The 15,407-nt window shown below is 59.5% G+C and carries 10 protein-coding genes; 7 read left to right on the forward strand and 3 right to left on the reverse strand.

Going from position 1 to position 15,407, the window contains the following annotated elements:
- Window positions 1-163: 163 nt before the first annotated feature.
- A complete protein-coding gene (locus tag X735_RS143890) occupies window positions 164-799 on the forward strand; it encodes a response regulator (RefSeq protein ID WP_023812743.1) in 636 nt (211 codons plus the stop codon).
- A gap of 734 nt (window positions 800-1,533) precedes the next feature.
- Window positions 1,534-4,110, forward strand: a complete 2,577-nt coding sequence (locus tag X735_RS143880; RefSeq protein ID WP_023812745.1) for a PAS domain S-box protein — start codon at window positions 1,534-1,536, stop codon at window positions 4,108-4,110.
- 288 nt (window positions 4,111-4,398) lie between these two features.
- On the opposite strand, the gene X735_RS1000000169955 is transcribed toward X735_RS143880, so the two are convergent.
- A complete protein-coding gene (locus X735_RS1000000169955) occupies window positions 4,399-4,914 on the reverse strand; it encodes an alpha/beta hydrolase (protein ID WP_023812747.1) in 516 nt (171 codons plus the stop codon).
- 985 nt (window positions 4,915-5,899) lie between these two features.
- Between X735_RS1000000169955 and X735_RS143865 the strand changes: the two genes are divergently transcribed.
- On the forward strand, window positions 5,900-6,595 hold the full coding sequence (locus X735_RS143865; protein ID WP_023812750.1) for a hypothetical protein: 696 nt from the start codon (window positions 5,900-5,902) through the stop codon (window positions 6,593-6,595).
- A gap of 802 nt (window positions 6,596-7,397) precedes the next feature.
- Window positions 7,398-9,164 carry an adenylate/guanylate cyclase domain-containing protein gene (locus X735_RS0134745; RefSeq protein ID WP_031213570.1) on the forward strand — a complete coding sequence of 589 codons (1,767 nt, stop codon included), beginning with the start codon at window positions 7,398-7,400 and terminating at the stop codon, window positions 9,162-9,164.
- 82 nt (window positions 9,165-9,246) lie between these two features.
- Here the strand turns inward: X735_RS0134745 and X735_RS1000000169960 are convergent, their stop codons facing one another.
- Window positions 9,247-9,438, reverse strand: coding sequence for an EF-hand domain-containing protein (locus X735_RS1000000169960; protein WP_023812753.1), 192 nt, complete (start codon window positions 9,436-9,438; stop codon window positions 9,247-9,249).
- Window positions 9,439-9,450: 12 nt separating this feature from the next.
- A complete protein-coding gene (locus tag X735_RS1000000169965; RefSeq protein ID WP_023812754.1) occupies window positions 9,451-9,654 on the reverse strand; it encodes a hypothetical protein in 204 nt (67 codons plus the stop codon).
- Window positions 9,655-10,263: 609 nt separating this feature from the next.
- Between X735_RS1000000169965 and X735_RS143860 the strand changes: the two genes are divergently transcribed.
- Genes X735_RS143860 through X735_RS143855 form a run of 3 tightly spaced genes read left to right on the forward strand, consistent with a single transcriptional unit; the run spans window position 10,264 to window position 15,329 of the window.
- On the forward strand, window positions 10,264-13,425 hold the full coding sequence (locus X735_RS143860; RefSeq protein WP_023812755.1) for an AAA family ATPase: 3,162 nt from the start codon (window positions 10,264-10,266) through the stop codon (window positions 13,423-13,425).
- A gap of 22 nt (window positions 13,426-13,447) precedes the next feature.
- The gene (locus tag X735_RS0134755; protein ID WP_023812756.1) at window positions 13,448-14,602 is read left to right on the forward strand and encodes a YcaO-like family protein; all 1,155 of its coding nucleotides are present in this window, start codon (window positions 13,448-13,450) and stop codon (window positions 14,600-14,602) included.
- Between the two features lie 4 nt (window positions 14,603-14,606).
- Window positions 14,607-15,329, forward strand: coding sequence for a TfuA-like protein (locus X735_RS143855; RefSeq protein WP_023812757.1), 723 nt, complete (start codon window positions 14,607-14,609; stop codon window positions 15,327-15,329).
- The last annotated feature ends 78 nt before the right edge of the window (window positions 15,330-15,407 follow it).

Below are 15,407 nucleotides of genomic sequence, written 5' to 3' on the forward strand. Positions count from 1 at the left end.
TGTCAACCGCAGTTCCTTGTGATGCAATGCCGCGATCCCTAAGCGATGGCTTAGATCGCTCAGCCGTTCGCTTAGATGAGAGGTGCTGTTCGACTTCGGCGACTGCCTGTAGGATGAAGCTGATATCGTCGGAAGATGCACTCCGCTTAAAGGCAAGTACCGGATGGGTGACGCAAATCCCAGTGTCCTGATCATTGATGACGATCCTGAGTTTCGTGACTCGGTTGCGCGCCTGTTGCGGACGGTCGGCTTAGAGACACGGCAATTTTCGTCCGTTTCCGAATTTCTCAAGGCTAATCCCACGGACGGCCCCACCTGCCTGGTTCTGGATGTGAGGCTGCCGGGGCAGAGTGGTCTCGAGTTTCAGCGAGAGCTAATTGCAGCCAATCGACAACTGCCCATCATCTTTATGACGGCGCATGCTGACGTAACGATGAGCGTGCAAGCGATGAAGGGCGGTGCGCTGGAATTTCTCACCAAGCCTTTCCGCGATCAGGATCTACTTGATGCCGTTGAGGCCGGCCTTGCTCGCGATCGGGCCCACAAGGATCGCGACAAGATGCTGCGTGCGCTTCGCGAGCGTTTCGGCTCGCTTAGTTCCCGGGAGCGTGAGATCTTCGTCGAAGTCGTTGCCGGCCGCCTGAACAAGCAGATTGCCAGCGATCTCGGGATCTCCGAATCCACCGTCAAGGTACATCGGACAAATCTGATGCGGAAAATGAGGGCGCAGTCGCTTCCCGAACTCAGCCGAATGGCGGGTGCGCTGAACTTGGTTTCGGACGAGCCTAGGCATCAGTAATCGGGCAATTGGCGTCATCGACGCCAGCTTTACATGGACACTTGCCCCATGTGATCGGTGCTTTGGCACGGTGAATTCAGAACGCGTCGGAAGAGACGCATGCCCTCCTCCTAAACGATAGCTTATCCCAGTCGACTACAAGAGAACTATCGAGTCCCAGCGGCCAATAGCGCACGGCCGATTAATCGTCATTTTAGTCACCAAATGAGAGCCCTTCAGAGCTCGCGAAAACGACTACGGCTTAGTCAGGATAGACCAGAACCACGATCGCTCGCCCTGGACCAAGATGACAACCTGGAACCACTATGATCTCGAACCGCAGCCTAGCACCAGACTGCGGGCAAAGGAGCCGGCTCTGGATCGCCGGATCGGCTGGCATCGTGCCGAGGGGTTGATCATGCTTTCTTGGGCTGTTCACAAAGAAACTACTTTCGGAATCCAGCCAACCAAAGCCGTTGCACCGTGGTGCCTGGAAATGGTGATCGGACTAGGTGCGATCACCGGCGAAACTGACGTCTAGGCTACAAGACGGTTCGACGATGCGAATGCCCTCACGCACCACCCCTGGCGGCGAGATCAACCGAACAGAGAGGGTCGCACGAACAAAGCCAAAGAGGCATCCGATCGAGCCTGCCGAGCACTTGGCGACAGGCGCGGTGGGGCGCTGGCGCGATAGAAGGCAAACGCAAGAACGGCTTGCGGAGTCTCGTGGCAGTTTCAAGAGGACTGCAGCAATGGAGATTGATCAGAGCGAGATATTGAATGCGCTTCCGGTCATGGCGTGGACAACATTGCTGGACGGATCTGTAGATTTCATCAATCGACTCTGGTGGGAGTACACGGGCTTTCGAATGGGCCAAAGCGGTGGCTGGGAATGGCAGGCTGCGGCCGAGCCGAGTGATCTGCCACAACTGCGTGAAGAGTGGCAAGTGATCCTGAAATCCGGGAAGCCAGGTGAGATGGAAGCGCGCTTGCGGCGCTTGGACGGGAGGTATCGCAGGTTTCTTATGCAGTTCAACCCGTTGCAGGACAAGGCCGGACGAGTCGTCAAATGGTTGGGGGTAGCGACCGACGTCGAGGATGTTCGGCGCGCAGAGCAAAAGCTGCGGCGAGGCGAGCTCGACCTGCAGTTGAGTATCGACAGCATCTCTGTACCCACGGAGGTGACGACGGCCACAGGCGAAGTCGAGGGCGTCAATCGACCTGCTCTGGAATTTTTTGGCAAGACATTGAACGACCTGAAGGAACGGAAAGCCTCCGAAGTCGTCCATCCAGATGATCTCGAACAATCGATTGCTGTCCAATTGGAGGCGCACCGGTCAAGGAGCGCATACAACATGGAGAGCCGGCTTCGCCGAGCCGACGGGGTGTACCGCTGGAACAACGTCCTCGGCATGCCTTTGCCGGACCAGCCAGGTAACATCCTACGTTGGCTCGATTTGCTCATGGACATCGATCAAAGGAAGCGGGCCGAAGACGCGCTGGCCGCAAGCGAGCGCAATCTGCGGCTGACCATCGATACTATCCCGGCCCTGGCATGGTCGGCGCGACCGGACGGTGCGGCCGAGTTTTTGAGTAAGCATTATCTCGACTACATTGGAGTGTCGGCAGAAAAAGCCCAAGGCTGGGGTTGGTCGTCAGCTGTCCACCCTGACGACCTGGCTGCGCTTACCGCAATCTGGAAGTCTTTGCTCGCCTCGGGATTGCCGGGCGAGGCCGAAGCGCGGCTTCGTCGCTTTGATGGCGAGTATCGATGGTTCATCTTCCGCGTAAGTCCGTTGCACGACGACAGTGGGAACATTGTCAAATGGTATGGTGTCAATACTGACATTGAAGACCGGAAGCACAGTGAGGAAAGCTTCCGCGCAATCGTCGAAACGACGCCCGAATCCGTGAAGGTGATTGCACGCGAGGGCACCGTGCTGCGTGTAAATTCCGCCGGCGCGGTCATGGCTGGCGTTTCGTCGGCCGACGTGCTGGTCGGCCAGAACTTCTTTGACTTTGTCGCTCCCGAGCACCGCGAAAAGTATAGGGCATTCCACGACAGTATCTGCGCCGGGCAAAAAGCCTTCATCGAGTTCGACCTGATTAATGCGCTTGGCGTTCGCCGTCACGTGGAGACCCACGCGGCTCCCTTGCGCAACGGAGACCGATCAGTCGCGCAACTGGGAATCACACGCGACATAACCGAGCGAAAGCAGATGGAAGAAAGGTTGCGGCGCAGCGAGGCATTTCTGGCAGAAGGACAGGATCTGGCTCGAATGGGGAACCTTTCCTGGCGTGTGGCGAGTGGCGACATCGTCTGGTCCGAACAACTCTACCGGATCTTCGAGTTCGAGCAGGGGACTAGGGTAACGCTCGATCGGATTGCCAGCCGGATCCATCCTGAAGATGAGCCGCAGTTGCAGGATATGGTGGCGCGGGCCAAGCGCGGTGAGAGCGATTTCGAATACCAGCCTCGAATCGTGCTGCCTGACGGCTCCATCAAGTACCTACGTTTGATAGCCCACCGTGCTCGCGATGATGAAGATCAGGTCGAGTATATCGGGGCAGTGCTCGACATTACGCAACGCCGGCGCTCTGAGGAAGCGGTGGAGAAGCTGCGATCGGAGCTTGCCCAGGTCACTCGCGTAATGAGCCTTGGCGCATTGACAGCCTCGATAGCTCACGAGGTCAACCAGCCGCTCGCGGGAATACTCACCAATGCCAGCACCTGCCTTCGCATGCTCGCAAGCGATCCACCCAATATCGAAGTCGCCCGAGAGACAGCGCGACGTGCGATACGTGACAGTAATCGTGCCACGGATGTGATCGCGCGATTACGTGCGCTCTTTAGCAAGCGCGAGGTGACCAATGAGCCCGTCGATCTCAACGAGGCCGCGCGAGAAGTCATTGCACTGTCGTCGAGCGATTTGCAGCGCAACCGCGTGATGCTCCGTGCCGAACTGGCTGACGACTTACCGCCGGTCGCCGGCGATCGCGTGCAACTGCAGCAGGTGATCATGAACCTTCTGCGCAACGCCTCGGACGCTATGAGCGTCATCGACGATCGTCCGCGGCTGCTATCCGTCTGCACAAGCCGCGATGCAGATGGCCAAGTTCGCTTTTCTGTACGCGATGCTGGCATTGGGTTCGGGACGGAGGGCACGGAACGGCTTTTTGAGGCGTTCTATACTACGAAGAGCGAAGGCATGGGAATCGGACTGTCCGTCAGCCGATCGATCGTCGAGAGGCACAACGGTCGGCTTTGGGCGCAAGCCAATGACGGTCCCGGGGCGACATTCTCGTTCTCGATACCAGATTGTGGCTGAAATACTCTCCCTCATGCAGAGCCATGGAGCGGCAGGCATCCGATCGGGCTATCGTCGTACCATCAATTGACGTGCGATGCGAAGCTCAAGCCCTCCTGCAATGCCCCGTGAAGGCTTGAAAGCCGCGGCATCATCTTTGCAGTCGACACAAAGTCCTCGTGATCGCTTGACGCCGGCGCACAAATTCGCTCGCGAATCCGGTTCGTCATGCCGAGCGTGGCAACATGCAGCATAAGTACCCGGTCGGTCGAGGCTATTCAAATGCGACCAACATTCAAAGGGGACGTCCTACTTTAAGACGCCCTGGATGAAGAGCAGGTCCTCATCCCGCGGAAAATCACATATCCCTATGGCGCTCGCCGCATCCTGGATCAGCGCGGCCACCTCATGGGGGTGGGAGACCATTACTAGGTGCGAAGCGTCCGGGACGACCACGACCTCCCGAGCATGGGCGCGGGTGGCCATGAAAGCCATAGCAGGGGGCGGAATGTTGCGGTCTGCGGCGCCGTAAATTGACCAGGACGGGATCGTTTTCCACGCCGCCCGAACCGTTCGGTCGGACAGGGCGGCTCGATTCACAGGACGCTGGGCGGCGCCAATCAGCCGCGCGTCGGCATCGTCTTGACCGCGGCGAAGCTGACGGCCTTTATTATCGCTCCGCTTTTTCGTTGCGGCGGTCAAGCCGACAGCATGCCTGCGCGCTGGGATCGTCACCCTTCTGCTGGCATCTGCCGCAATGACATTGTCGGTGGATCTCACCTGGATCAGCGTCTGCCGTATGGTCCAGGGGCTGGCCGGCGGCACAATCCTCGTCGCCGGTCAGACACTGCTGCTCTTTCGTTTCCGGAGTCGAAGCCACGCGGAGACGAGCCCTCCAGTCATTCAGGAGCTAGCTCAAGAGGGTCAGCGCGACAGGGTTGTAGTGCGATCGGATCGCCGGGGCTTAAAGGGCGACGGGTGATTGGGAACACCCGATGGACCACTCTCAATCAAGCATCGCAGCGCTCCTCTTCGCAGGGAATTGAGCCGTTTCTTCCTCAAGGGTGTGTGCCGAAGTTTGAAGGTCTGCGAAATTCGCCGTACTAGGCCGTGAACTCATAAATGCGGTATGACTGAGATGGGTGTGGAAAGAGGACATCCGCTTCTATAGGGATGGAGGATGGTAGACCCACTACTTCTCACCTTCGTTGCACCAATAGTCGTGATCGTTGCCTCCGCTATTGGCTTGCGGTTCGGTTTCCCCTTTTGGCTCGCCATTCCATTTGATGCCGTTGTTTTCGTGGTGGCCGGGTATTCTTCATGAGGGCGTTCAGCAGAGCTGCCTCATTGCTGAAAGCGAATGCATTGGCGCAACAGCCACTGTCTACATCGTCTCCGGCTTCTGGTTCATGGCCGTTGTGACCCTGATCGCCAGCGCTGCCCTCGAGCATCTCGCCGGAGGCTTTTACGTCGACCAGATAGGCGCGGATAAGGCAAATGCTGCCGTGGTCAGAACAAGCCCACGCTCATCTTCGTCCCGAAGCAGGCTGGCGAGACGGTTCAAACCGTCGTGAAAGTTTGGGGCTCTGACTTTGTGGGGTCCACGGCGCAGTTCTCCTACCGCGTTGTCTTAACAGCCTTCTCACTTCTTCCAAGTGGGTATGCCTTGGGAAAATGCGCGCCCCTTGTACCCGGAACCCGACACCGCGGGTGGCCATGCTGGTTGAGCTAGCTTCACAATTACTAGTTTGCGCTGTACTCATGTGAATGGGGAAATATTAGACATGGGTGCAGCAAAGGGGCGAATATCGTGGCAGAGCTTACCGGGGCGGGTGCCATAGAAATCATCCCGATCCACTTCGACGTACCCGAACACCACCTTGAACTGAAAACCTTCATTGAGACTGCCGCACAGACAGAGCTGATTATAGCAGGTCTCAATGAGTACCTGTTTGAAGGAAGGCTTGAATATCAAGTTCTAGTACTACCGCCAGAAATCGGAACATTCAAAACCAGATTGGCAATAGCTGCTGCAACCGCTGCGACAATATCATGGGGTGCTGTCGAAAGCGACATTGGAGCGGCATTCATCAAGGGGCTCACCGGGCATGAACCAGTCTATTGGTCGGAACTCGCTGGTGGTTATGTAGGCGAGTTGCTCGCCGACGAGATGAAAGTACCGCCTTCCGCCACTGACGCCCGAATAGAATGCCGTACGGGCGCACTAATCCTAAGCGAGAGTACAAAATCATTCTTGCAAAAAGACGTTTCAGAACTCAACAAGATCGGTATTCGTCCGATGCAATTCCGAGAAGGTATGAGGCTCGCAACAAATTCTATGAAGCATGTGCTGCAGATACTAAAATACAGGGAGTTGGGTTCACTGATGCCGATGAATTTCCAATCAGGCGCGGTGACTTCGGGCGGTTGCATGTGGCGCTTCCGCCGAAGGAAAAGGATCTCGATGACCGGCCATGGCATGTTGCAATTGATACCGTCAAAGTGACGTCGCCCAATTGGGAGCGCGGCGACAAGCAGCGACAATGGAAGGGCAGAGACAGTTCAGGCCATGAGCGGCTTTTCAGGATCGAAGACGAGCAGTTCTGGCACCTTGTCACAAATCAAAAGCTGAATCCGCACATCTTCGATACCATAAAGGTGCAGTGGGGCTTTCCGTTCAGAAATGGGCAAATTGAAGGACACCCGCGTTCTGCGGGTCCTAGAATATAATGAAAATACCCTAGCGCCGCCGCTTGATGGCAACGCATTGGATGCACTCCTCGGCCAGTATGGAGATATGGTTGGCAGCGCAGCCGGTTCGGGAGGCTTATTCGACCGACTCTGATGACTCGGCGACGCTCGGTTCATCACGAAGTGAATAGGATCCAAAGGCTGGGAGCCTTTTCTTTGGAAAACCATACGGATCGGCGGGTCATTCTTAGTCTGGATCGTTTCGCTGCCTGATCGGCCCGTTGCGGTAGGTAGGTAGGTGGGCTTTCTCAGATGAGGTATCCGGCGACAATGCTCACGCCGACCGTAATGTTCGCTCCTAAAGATTGCAGCCAGAAGCCGTCTGTTCGCTTCGGCCCCAAGGCTGCCGGTCAGCAATGCGCCTCAATGTGTCATTCCCACGACGCCGTCCATCCACCAAAGCGGACATCACACATTTGCAGGCCACAGGCAAGTTGTGCGCCCGACATCCATCTCGAACGACTGGGGTCGGTCCTACGCGGACCATCCGAACAATGGCTCGGAGCTATCTTCCTTTGGCTCGGCAGTAGTGCCAGAGTGGACGGAGGGAGCACGACATGAGTGAGACCCGCAAAATAGCAGCGATCCTGGTCTCGGATGTAGTCGGCTACAGTCGGCTAGCCGGCGCGGATGAAGACCGCATCTTGGCACGGCTGCGCGCGCTGCGTAGCGACCTCATCGACCCCACCATCTCCATTCATCGTGGTCGCGTCGTCAAGCGCACTGGCGACGGGAGCCTCATCGAGTTCAGCAGCGTTGTAGAAGCAGTGCGCTGCGCGATCGAAGTGCAGAATGCCATGGTTGAGCGCAATGCCGGGGTGCCGGATGACCGCCGCATCGAGTTCCGGATCGGCATTCACCTGGGCGACGTCGTGCAAGAACGCGATGGCGACCTTATGGGCGATGGGGTCAATATCGCCGCGCGCCTGGAAGGAATCTGCGAACCTGGCAATATCTGTCTTTCCGAACAAGCCTATTGGCAGGTTAAGTCAAGGCTCGATATCGCGATCAACGATCGCGGTGAGGTGCAACTCAAGAACATTGCCTATCCGATCCGGGTTTATTCGCTGCAGGTCGGCGTCCCAACTAAGGCAAAGCCTGCGGCACCAACTGCGCCTCTTGTTCTAGAGAAGCTTTCGCAGCCGCTCGCACCGCCCGACAAGCCTTCAATTGCTGTGCTGCCCTTCATCAACATGAGTGGCGATTCCGAACAGGAATTTTTCACCGACGGGCTGACGGAGGACATCATCACCGATCTGTCGAATGTGTCCGGCTTCTTCGTGATCGCCCGCAACTCCACCTTTGCCTATAAAGGCAAGCCCACCGACGTCCGTCAGATCGCTCGCGATCTGGGCGTCAAATATGTTCTCGAGGGCAGCGCCCGCCGATCCAACCACCGGTTGCGCGTCAATGTTCAGCTTATCAATGCGGCAGAAGGCGGCGATCACGTGTGGGCCGAGCGCTTCGACCGCGAAATCGCCGACATATTCGACGTTCAGGACGAAGTCACGCGACGCGTTGTTGAAGCGATTTCTGGCAAGCTTGGTGAAAAGAAACTTGTTGCCCGTTCCCGACCGTCAAATCTCGAAGCCTATGATCTTTGTGTTAGGTCGCGAGGCAAGTGCAACAATTCCAGTTCAGACAATCGTGAGGCGTGTGCTGACCTGGAGCGTGCCGTTCAGATCGATCCAAACTACTGCGAGGGGCACAGCAATCTTGCCATCTCACTGCTATTTGGCTGGATTATCTGGGGTGAGCCACAGGAACCCAGCCGCGCAAAGGCTCTGATGCACGCGAAACGGGCCGTGAAAATCGATCCCGACGATTCCCACGCTCGCAGAATCCTAGGCTGCGTTCAGCTTTATGAGCGCAACTGGGATGAAGCAAAATCCCAATTCGATGCTGCCGTTCAGCTTAATCCCAACAATGCAGATGCGGTTGCGTGGATGGGTGAGCTGCAAATCTACTTAGGCGATCCGCAAGCGGCGCTGATAGCTTGTGGCGCAGCGCTCCGTATAAATCCTCGTCCACCCGGTTGGTATTTCTGGATCATGGGCATGGCGCAGATTTCCGCCGGTCACTACGAAGAAGCAGTTGCGTCCTTGAGCCGAGAGGAAACGTACGGGACGGGTTCGAGGGAGCACCTGGTTCCCGCGCTTGCCCTTGCCGGTCGCGTTCCTGAGGCACAGCAGGAAGCCCGCCTATTTCTGGCGGGCAATCCAAATTGGAAGGTCGGTGATTTGGTGGCGAACTCACCCTTCAAGAGCCCGAGTGATGCGCAGCCGTTAGTTGATGGCTGGCGTCTGGTGGGGTTGCGGGAATAGCGCGTTGGCAGCAAGACTGGAAAGGGGTGCTGGTTAGGGCCGCCGGGCGCCTAACAGCCAAGAGACGTCCCCTTCGCGCGACCTACGGCGTGTCTTCGCTATTAGTGCCATTTATGCTGGAGCCACGGATGAAGGACTGGATTTCGTCCAGATCGATCTTGCCATCACCATTCTCGTCGACGCTGCTGAATATCCTGCCAACCGCGCGATGAACCTCGTCCTCGGACAGCGATCCGTCGCCATCCGTGTCCAACAGCCCGAACGTCAGCCGCATGCCGGCGCCGCATCATTTGATGGTCCCGGTGTCCAGCCATTCTATGTCCTCGGCCCCAGTCACCATGATTCCGCCTGCGGTCGCCATGACGGCTAGCTTCGTCGTGGCGGCCAGCATCCTCGTTGCGATCGCCTTGGTAGGCTCGGCTATCTTCCTCTCGGAAACGTTCTTCAGAATCGCGATCCTGCTGCATCCTATCCCGAACCGCTTGCTCAACCATCTGGCGGATCATTTCGCGTATTTTTCCATCCGCTTGTCCGGTCACATCCGGCAACTGCCCGGCGCCCGGCGGTTCGGTCGCCGGAGCGGGTGCAGGTGTCGAGGGTGCTGGTGTTCCGCTCGTCTGGGCGAGAGCCGGGGAGGCCAAGGCTATGAAAGCGGCGGCCGCGGCCGTCGTGCTGTGTGGAAATCTCATGGCATGCTCCATCGGTCGTGTCTGCTTGGACGGCCAAACTGGAACTCGATCTGATTGTTCCCCGAAGGGCATCAGGTCACGGCGAATTTAACGGGGCATGTCCCCGTCCGGGCCTCGATCACGGCCTTCGCCAGGAAATACAACCCTCCTTGCTGAGGCACAGAAGGGAAGCCCGCCTATTTCTTGCGGGCCTGAGCGCTGCCATTCCGCTTCCCGCCCAAAATTGCCGGACAGCTTTGCACCTATCTTGGTCATCGCGTCATCCCAGCCGCCCACCAAAAGCGGCCCCATGAGCATATCTCCATAATGATCTCAGCATCGGCTTTTTCCTGCCTGACCACCGATCAAGTGTTTTGTGAACAGCATCGTGCTAATATTGCCGTCACTGCGCTCGGCGAGGAAATCGCAGCATGTCGGAAAAGGGTCCGGTCGCGTTGCCGGCGGCCTCGATGGCAACAGGTTTTCTGGGTGGCAACGGCAACAATGCGTCCGAAGCCCGGTACGAGCGCCGGATCCTGACCGCGCTCTGCTACGACCTGGTCGGATCGACCGACCTTCTTGCCATCCTGGACATCGAAGAGTTCGAGGAACTGATATCAGCCTTCCAGCGGGCCGCGAGACAGGCGGTCGCGTCGTGTTCGGGAGCCGTCCAGGTCGAGGTCGGCGATGGCGGCGTTGCTTTGTTTCGTGCCGAAATAGACGCCAAGGACGCAGCATCGCTGGCGATCCGGGCCGGGCTCGAAATCATCGACGCCTGCAGGCGCGTCGGTTCGGACAAAGGCCGCGCCGATTTGCATGTCCGGGTCGGAATCGCGACATCGATGACGCTGATCCACAAGGGTGACGCCGACACCGGTCAGGATAATGTCACCGGCCCTGCCTTCGCGATGGCCGCACGGCTCCAGGCCATCGCGCAACCAGATACGGTGTTGGTCTCGGACGCGACGCGCAACCTGGCGCGACGGTCGCATGTGTTCAGCTTCAGGGGCCCCCATGCGATCAAGGGATTTGCCGAGCCGGAGCTGGTCTGGCGCGCGCTCAGTCACAAGCGCGAGGTCGACCGCTTCTTCGCATTCGGGCAGCTGAGCAGTCCGCTCGTAGATCGCGAGGCCGAGCTCGCCAGCATCGCCGAAACATGGGCTAGTGCCGTTGCAGGAAAGGGCGGCGTGGTGGTGATCGAGGGCGAGGCGGGGATCGGCAAGTCGCGCATTCTTCACGAAGTGCGCCGGCGCACGCGCCAACAGCGCACGAAACTGCTGCTCTTCCAGTGCACGCCCGGCGGGTTGCGCTCGGCGCTGCATCCGCTGCTGCAGAACGTACGCGGCCATCTCGCCGGCAACGAAGGACAGCTGAGCGCTGCCGCCGTGGCGGAAGTATTCCGCGATCATGACGTCCACGATCCCGAAATCATCGACATCTTCTCGTTCCTGCTCGGCGCTCCGGGAGCCGATCCGATGCTCAGGGAAATCGACGCTGAGGCAATGCGCGCGAAAGCCAATTGGGCGGTTCGCCACTCGCTCGAAGCCCTGTGCGCCAGCGGACCGATCGTCCTGGTGGTCGAGGACATCCATTGGATCGACCTAACGTCGAGACAATTGTTGGCTGAGCTTGCACAGTCAGCCCGTCACTTCCCGGCGCTTGTCATCGCGACCACGCGCCCTGAATCCGGGAGCTGGCTGGCAGCATCGAATCCAAGGCATATCTCGCTAAAGCCGCTCAACAGCGAGCAAACCCGGCTGGCGATCGCGGCCATGTGGCCGCAAGGCAAGCCCTCAACTTCCCCGGAATTGCTCGACATGGTGGAACGCGTGACCGGCGGCGTCCCGCTGTTCATCGAAGAGATCTGCCAGTGGATGACGGAGAACGCGGCGTCGGCAACGGATCGGCTGGCGCAGACCGCAATGCGCAGTCATGCCTCGGTGTTCGAAAGCGTGATCGAGGCCAGGCTCGAAACGCTGGGGCCGGCCCGCGAAGTCGCGCGCGCCGCAGCCGTCGCGGGCAATCGTTTCAATCAGGAATTGCTGCGCGCCCTGTTGCCGGAGCTCGATGACGAAATCATCGCAAACGCGCTGGATTCGCTGAGCGAGGCCGGGTTCCTGATGCGCGTGCGGCCTTCCGGCGTTCCGGTCTATGGCGTGCGCCATGCGCTTATCCAGGAGACGATCTACAACGCAACGCTGCGCAAGAGACGGCAGACCTTGCATCGCCGCCTGTTTGCCGCGGTGAGCCGCAACCGAAACCTGGCCGGGTGGCTGGGCACCGCCGAGGTTGCCGAGCACGCCGAGCGCGCAGGCCTTCTGGAGGACGCGATCGCTCAGTTCGTGATCGCAGGCACGGAAAGCTCGTCCCGCTCGGCAATGGCGGAAGCGAGGCAGATACTCGAGCATGCTTTGGCGCTCTGCGAGCGCGTTGCGGCAGCCGACATGCGAGACGCGCTGCGGCTATCGGCAATGATCGTGCTCGGTCCCATCCTGACCGGTGTCGAAGGTCCGAACTCGGCGCCCGCCCGCAAATTGTACGAGGACGGCGTGGTGATCGCCCGGCGTCGGCCGGTGGCCGAGCGGGCCAAGTGGTTCCCGATCTACTGGGGCTGGTGGTTCACGGATACTGTCGTGGACGGCGAGCGCGCGGAAGTCGTGCTCAGCGATCTCAGGGATGTCGAAGATGCTGAAGTGCAACTCCAGGCCAGGCATTGCGTGTGGGCAATCGACTTCAATCTTGGCCGCCACGACCGCTGCATCGCGGCCGTCGACGCCGGACTGTCGCTCTATGAGCACGGCCAGGGCAAAGCCAATGCTGCGTTGTTCGGCGGGCATGACGCGAGGGTCTGCGGGCTCGCCCACCGCGCCTTGTCGCTTTGGTTCGTCGGAAAGCCGGCAAGCGCGATCCATTCGATGTCGGAAGCTAGGAGATGGGCTCAGCAAACCGGACATGCCGGCAGCATCGCGCATGCCTATCTCAACGAGGCGATGCTGCATTGCTATCGCCGCGATTTTTCGATGCTGCGAAGCGTGATAGCGGATCTGCGCCACTTGACGGAGCGCCATTATATGCCCGCTCTCGCCGCCGCAGCGCAAATCTTCGAAGGCTGGTGCGACGGCAACGCCGGCCAGGTCGAGAGCGGCAGGGCAAAAATGCGGCAAGGCCTTGGCCTCCATGGCGAGTTCCAGACGCCTGAGGACGAACCGGTCTATTGCGGCATGCTGGCAGAGCTTTTGACACGAACTGCCGAGGTCGATGAGGCGCTCGCACTGCTGGGCTCGGCTGTGGCGCAGGCCGAGGCCGGCGGCAGCCGCTTCTGGCTGGCAGAGCTCTACAGGCGAAGGGCGGAGCTACTTCTTCTCCAGGGCGATGCGGAGGCGGACGTAATCGCTGCCCTCGAAAAGAGCATCGCCATAGCCGCGGAGCAAAGCGCCGTGCCTTTCCTCGTCAGTACATACGAGACCCTTCAATCATCAGGCCTGTCGCCTGAACTGTCGTCGCGCTATCGCGATCGGGTCGAACGTGCGAAATCCGCTCTCGAGCCGGGCGCCGCGCTGATCGTCAATCCCGAATCGGCCGTTCGCCACTAGCCGCCCTGCAAGAGCAACCGCGATGCTGGAGCGATACAAACGCCTTGGTCCGCCGCCCGACGAGGGGCTGGCGAGCCTGATGAAGATGCGCGAAGGCCTGGGCATCACGCGGATCGCCGACATTACGGGGCTCGACCAGCTCGGCATCCCGGTCGTGCAGGTGACAAGACCTTTCTCGCTCTCCAACGCGGTCGCGCAAGGCAAGGGCGCCATCCTAGCGCAAGCCGCGATATCGGCCATGCTGGAATCGGCCGAGAGCTTCTTTGCAGAGCAGGTAGCGAATTTCAAACCAGTCGTCGGCTGCGCCGATCACTTGGGCATCCCGCCAGATCGTTTCGAACGGCATCTCCAGGGGGGCACGGCGCCCGGATGGCGTGGCAGGGAGACGGCGTGGGTAGCCGCAGACAATCTTCTTACCGGCAGCCGCGACCTGGTCCCGTTCGAGCTCGTGCACACCGCCTATGTGATTCCGTCGCTGCCCCATGACGGCATTTTCGCGGCATCGACGAGCGGTTTGGCTGCAGGCTTCGAGGAGCCGGATGCTATCGTTCATGGCATGCTTGAATGCATCGAACGCGACGCGATCGCCACGGCATATCGGACTCACGGGTTTTTCCACCGTCAACGCATCGATCCCGAGACGATCGATGATCCGTCGCTCCGCGATATCCTGGAAACTTTGGCGGCCAAGAACGTGCTGGTCGGCCTCTGGCAAGCTTTGTCGCCGTTGGGCATACCGGTGGTGTGGTGCCATCTGCTGGAAGACGAACCGACGGAAACGGTTCTTTTGGATCACCCGGCTGATGGCTCGGCCGCCGGTTTCAGTCCTGCCGGCGCGGCGGCGCACGCCATCTACGAAGCGGCCCAGGCCCGTCTGGCGGCGATCTCGGGCGCGCGCGATGACCTGACGCGCGCGTCCTATCCGAAATACCCCGATCGGCAGATGATTGCAGCGCATCGCCGGCTCCTCCGCGATGGCCCGCGCAGCGTGGATTTCCGCGCGCTCGCCGAGCAGAAGTTCAACACGGCGTCGGATGGGCTGTCGGTCCTCTTGGCAATTCTCGAAGAGAGAGGGTTCGATGCGGTTCACCTAATCCGGCTGGGAACGAAACCGCTCGACGCACTGTCGGTTGTCAGGATTGTCATCCCTGCCTTGCAGCCGCTCTTGCAGGGGTAGGATTATGCGCCCGAAACTCGTCTTCACCGGCCCTACCGTGTCCCATTCCGACGCATTGAACGTCGTCGATGCGGTATGCCTTCCCCCGGCCGTGCAAGGCTCGATCGTTTCGGCCGTGCAGCATTTCGACCCGAGTGCGATCCTTCTCATAGATGGCGGTTTTCAGACCGAGCCGGCGGTTCGGCACAAGGAAATCCTGTGGGCCCTCAGCCGCCGCATTCACGTCGTCGGCGCGGCCAGCATGGGTGCCCTTCGAGCAGCCGAGCTGTTCCCCCATATGCAAGGCGTCGGGCTTATCTACCGATGGTATCGCCGCTTCGCCTTTGCACCCGACGACGCAGTAGCGGTATTGCATGGACCGGCCGAAGTGAATTTCGCTCAATTGACGCATGCGCTGATTGACCTGCGCCGAACCCTTCGCGCTGCTTGCCGGCGCGGCGTGATTTCACCCGAACAGCAGGCGAGGCTCGAGGGTGCGGCAAAGGCCGTCAACTTTCGCGAGCGCACCCTGGCACGGATGGTTCGGGATGCGCACGACGGCAAGGGCGACGTCGAGAAATTGTGCAGGGAGCTCGGCGCGGCTTTCGTCCAGCAAAAAAAGCAAGATGCCCTGCGGGCACTCGAACTTTTGCGGGAGCAAGCATTTGAAAAAGCACACCCCATGCCGGAATTACAGCTAACCTCGGCCTTCTCCAAGGATATGGATGATGCGGGGCTGGCGCTATAGGCCCTGAGTCTCTTGGCGGCCGACGATTTACGTAACGTAAGTGCCGTGATAGCGTGGTAGCGTCAAAGGGGGCCAAGC

The sequence above is a fragment of the Mesorhizobium sp. L2C084A000 genome (assembly GCF_000502875.1).
GTDB lineage: Bacteria > Pseudomonadota > Alphaproteobacteria > Rhizobiales > Rhizobiaceae > Mesorhizobium.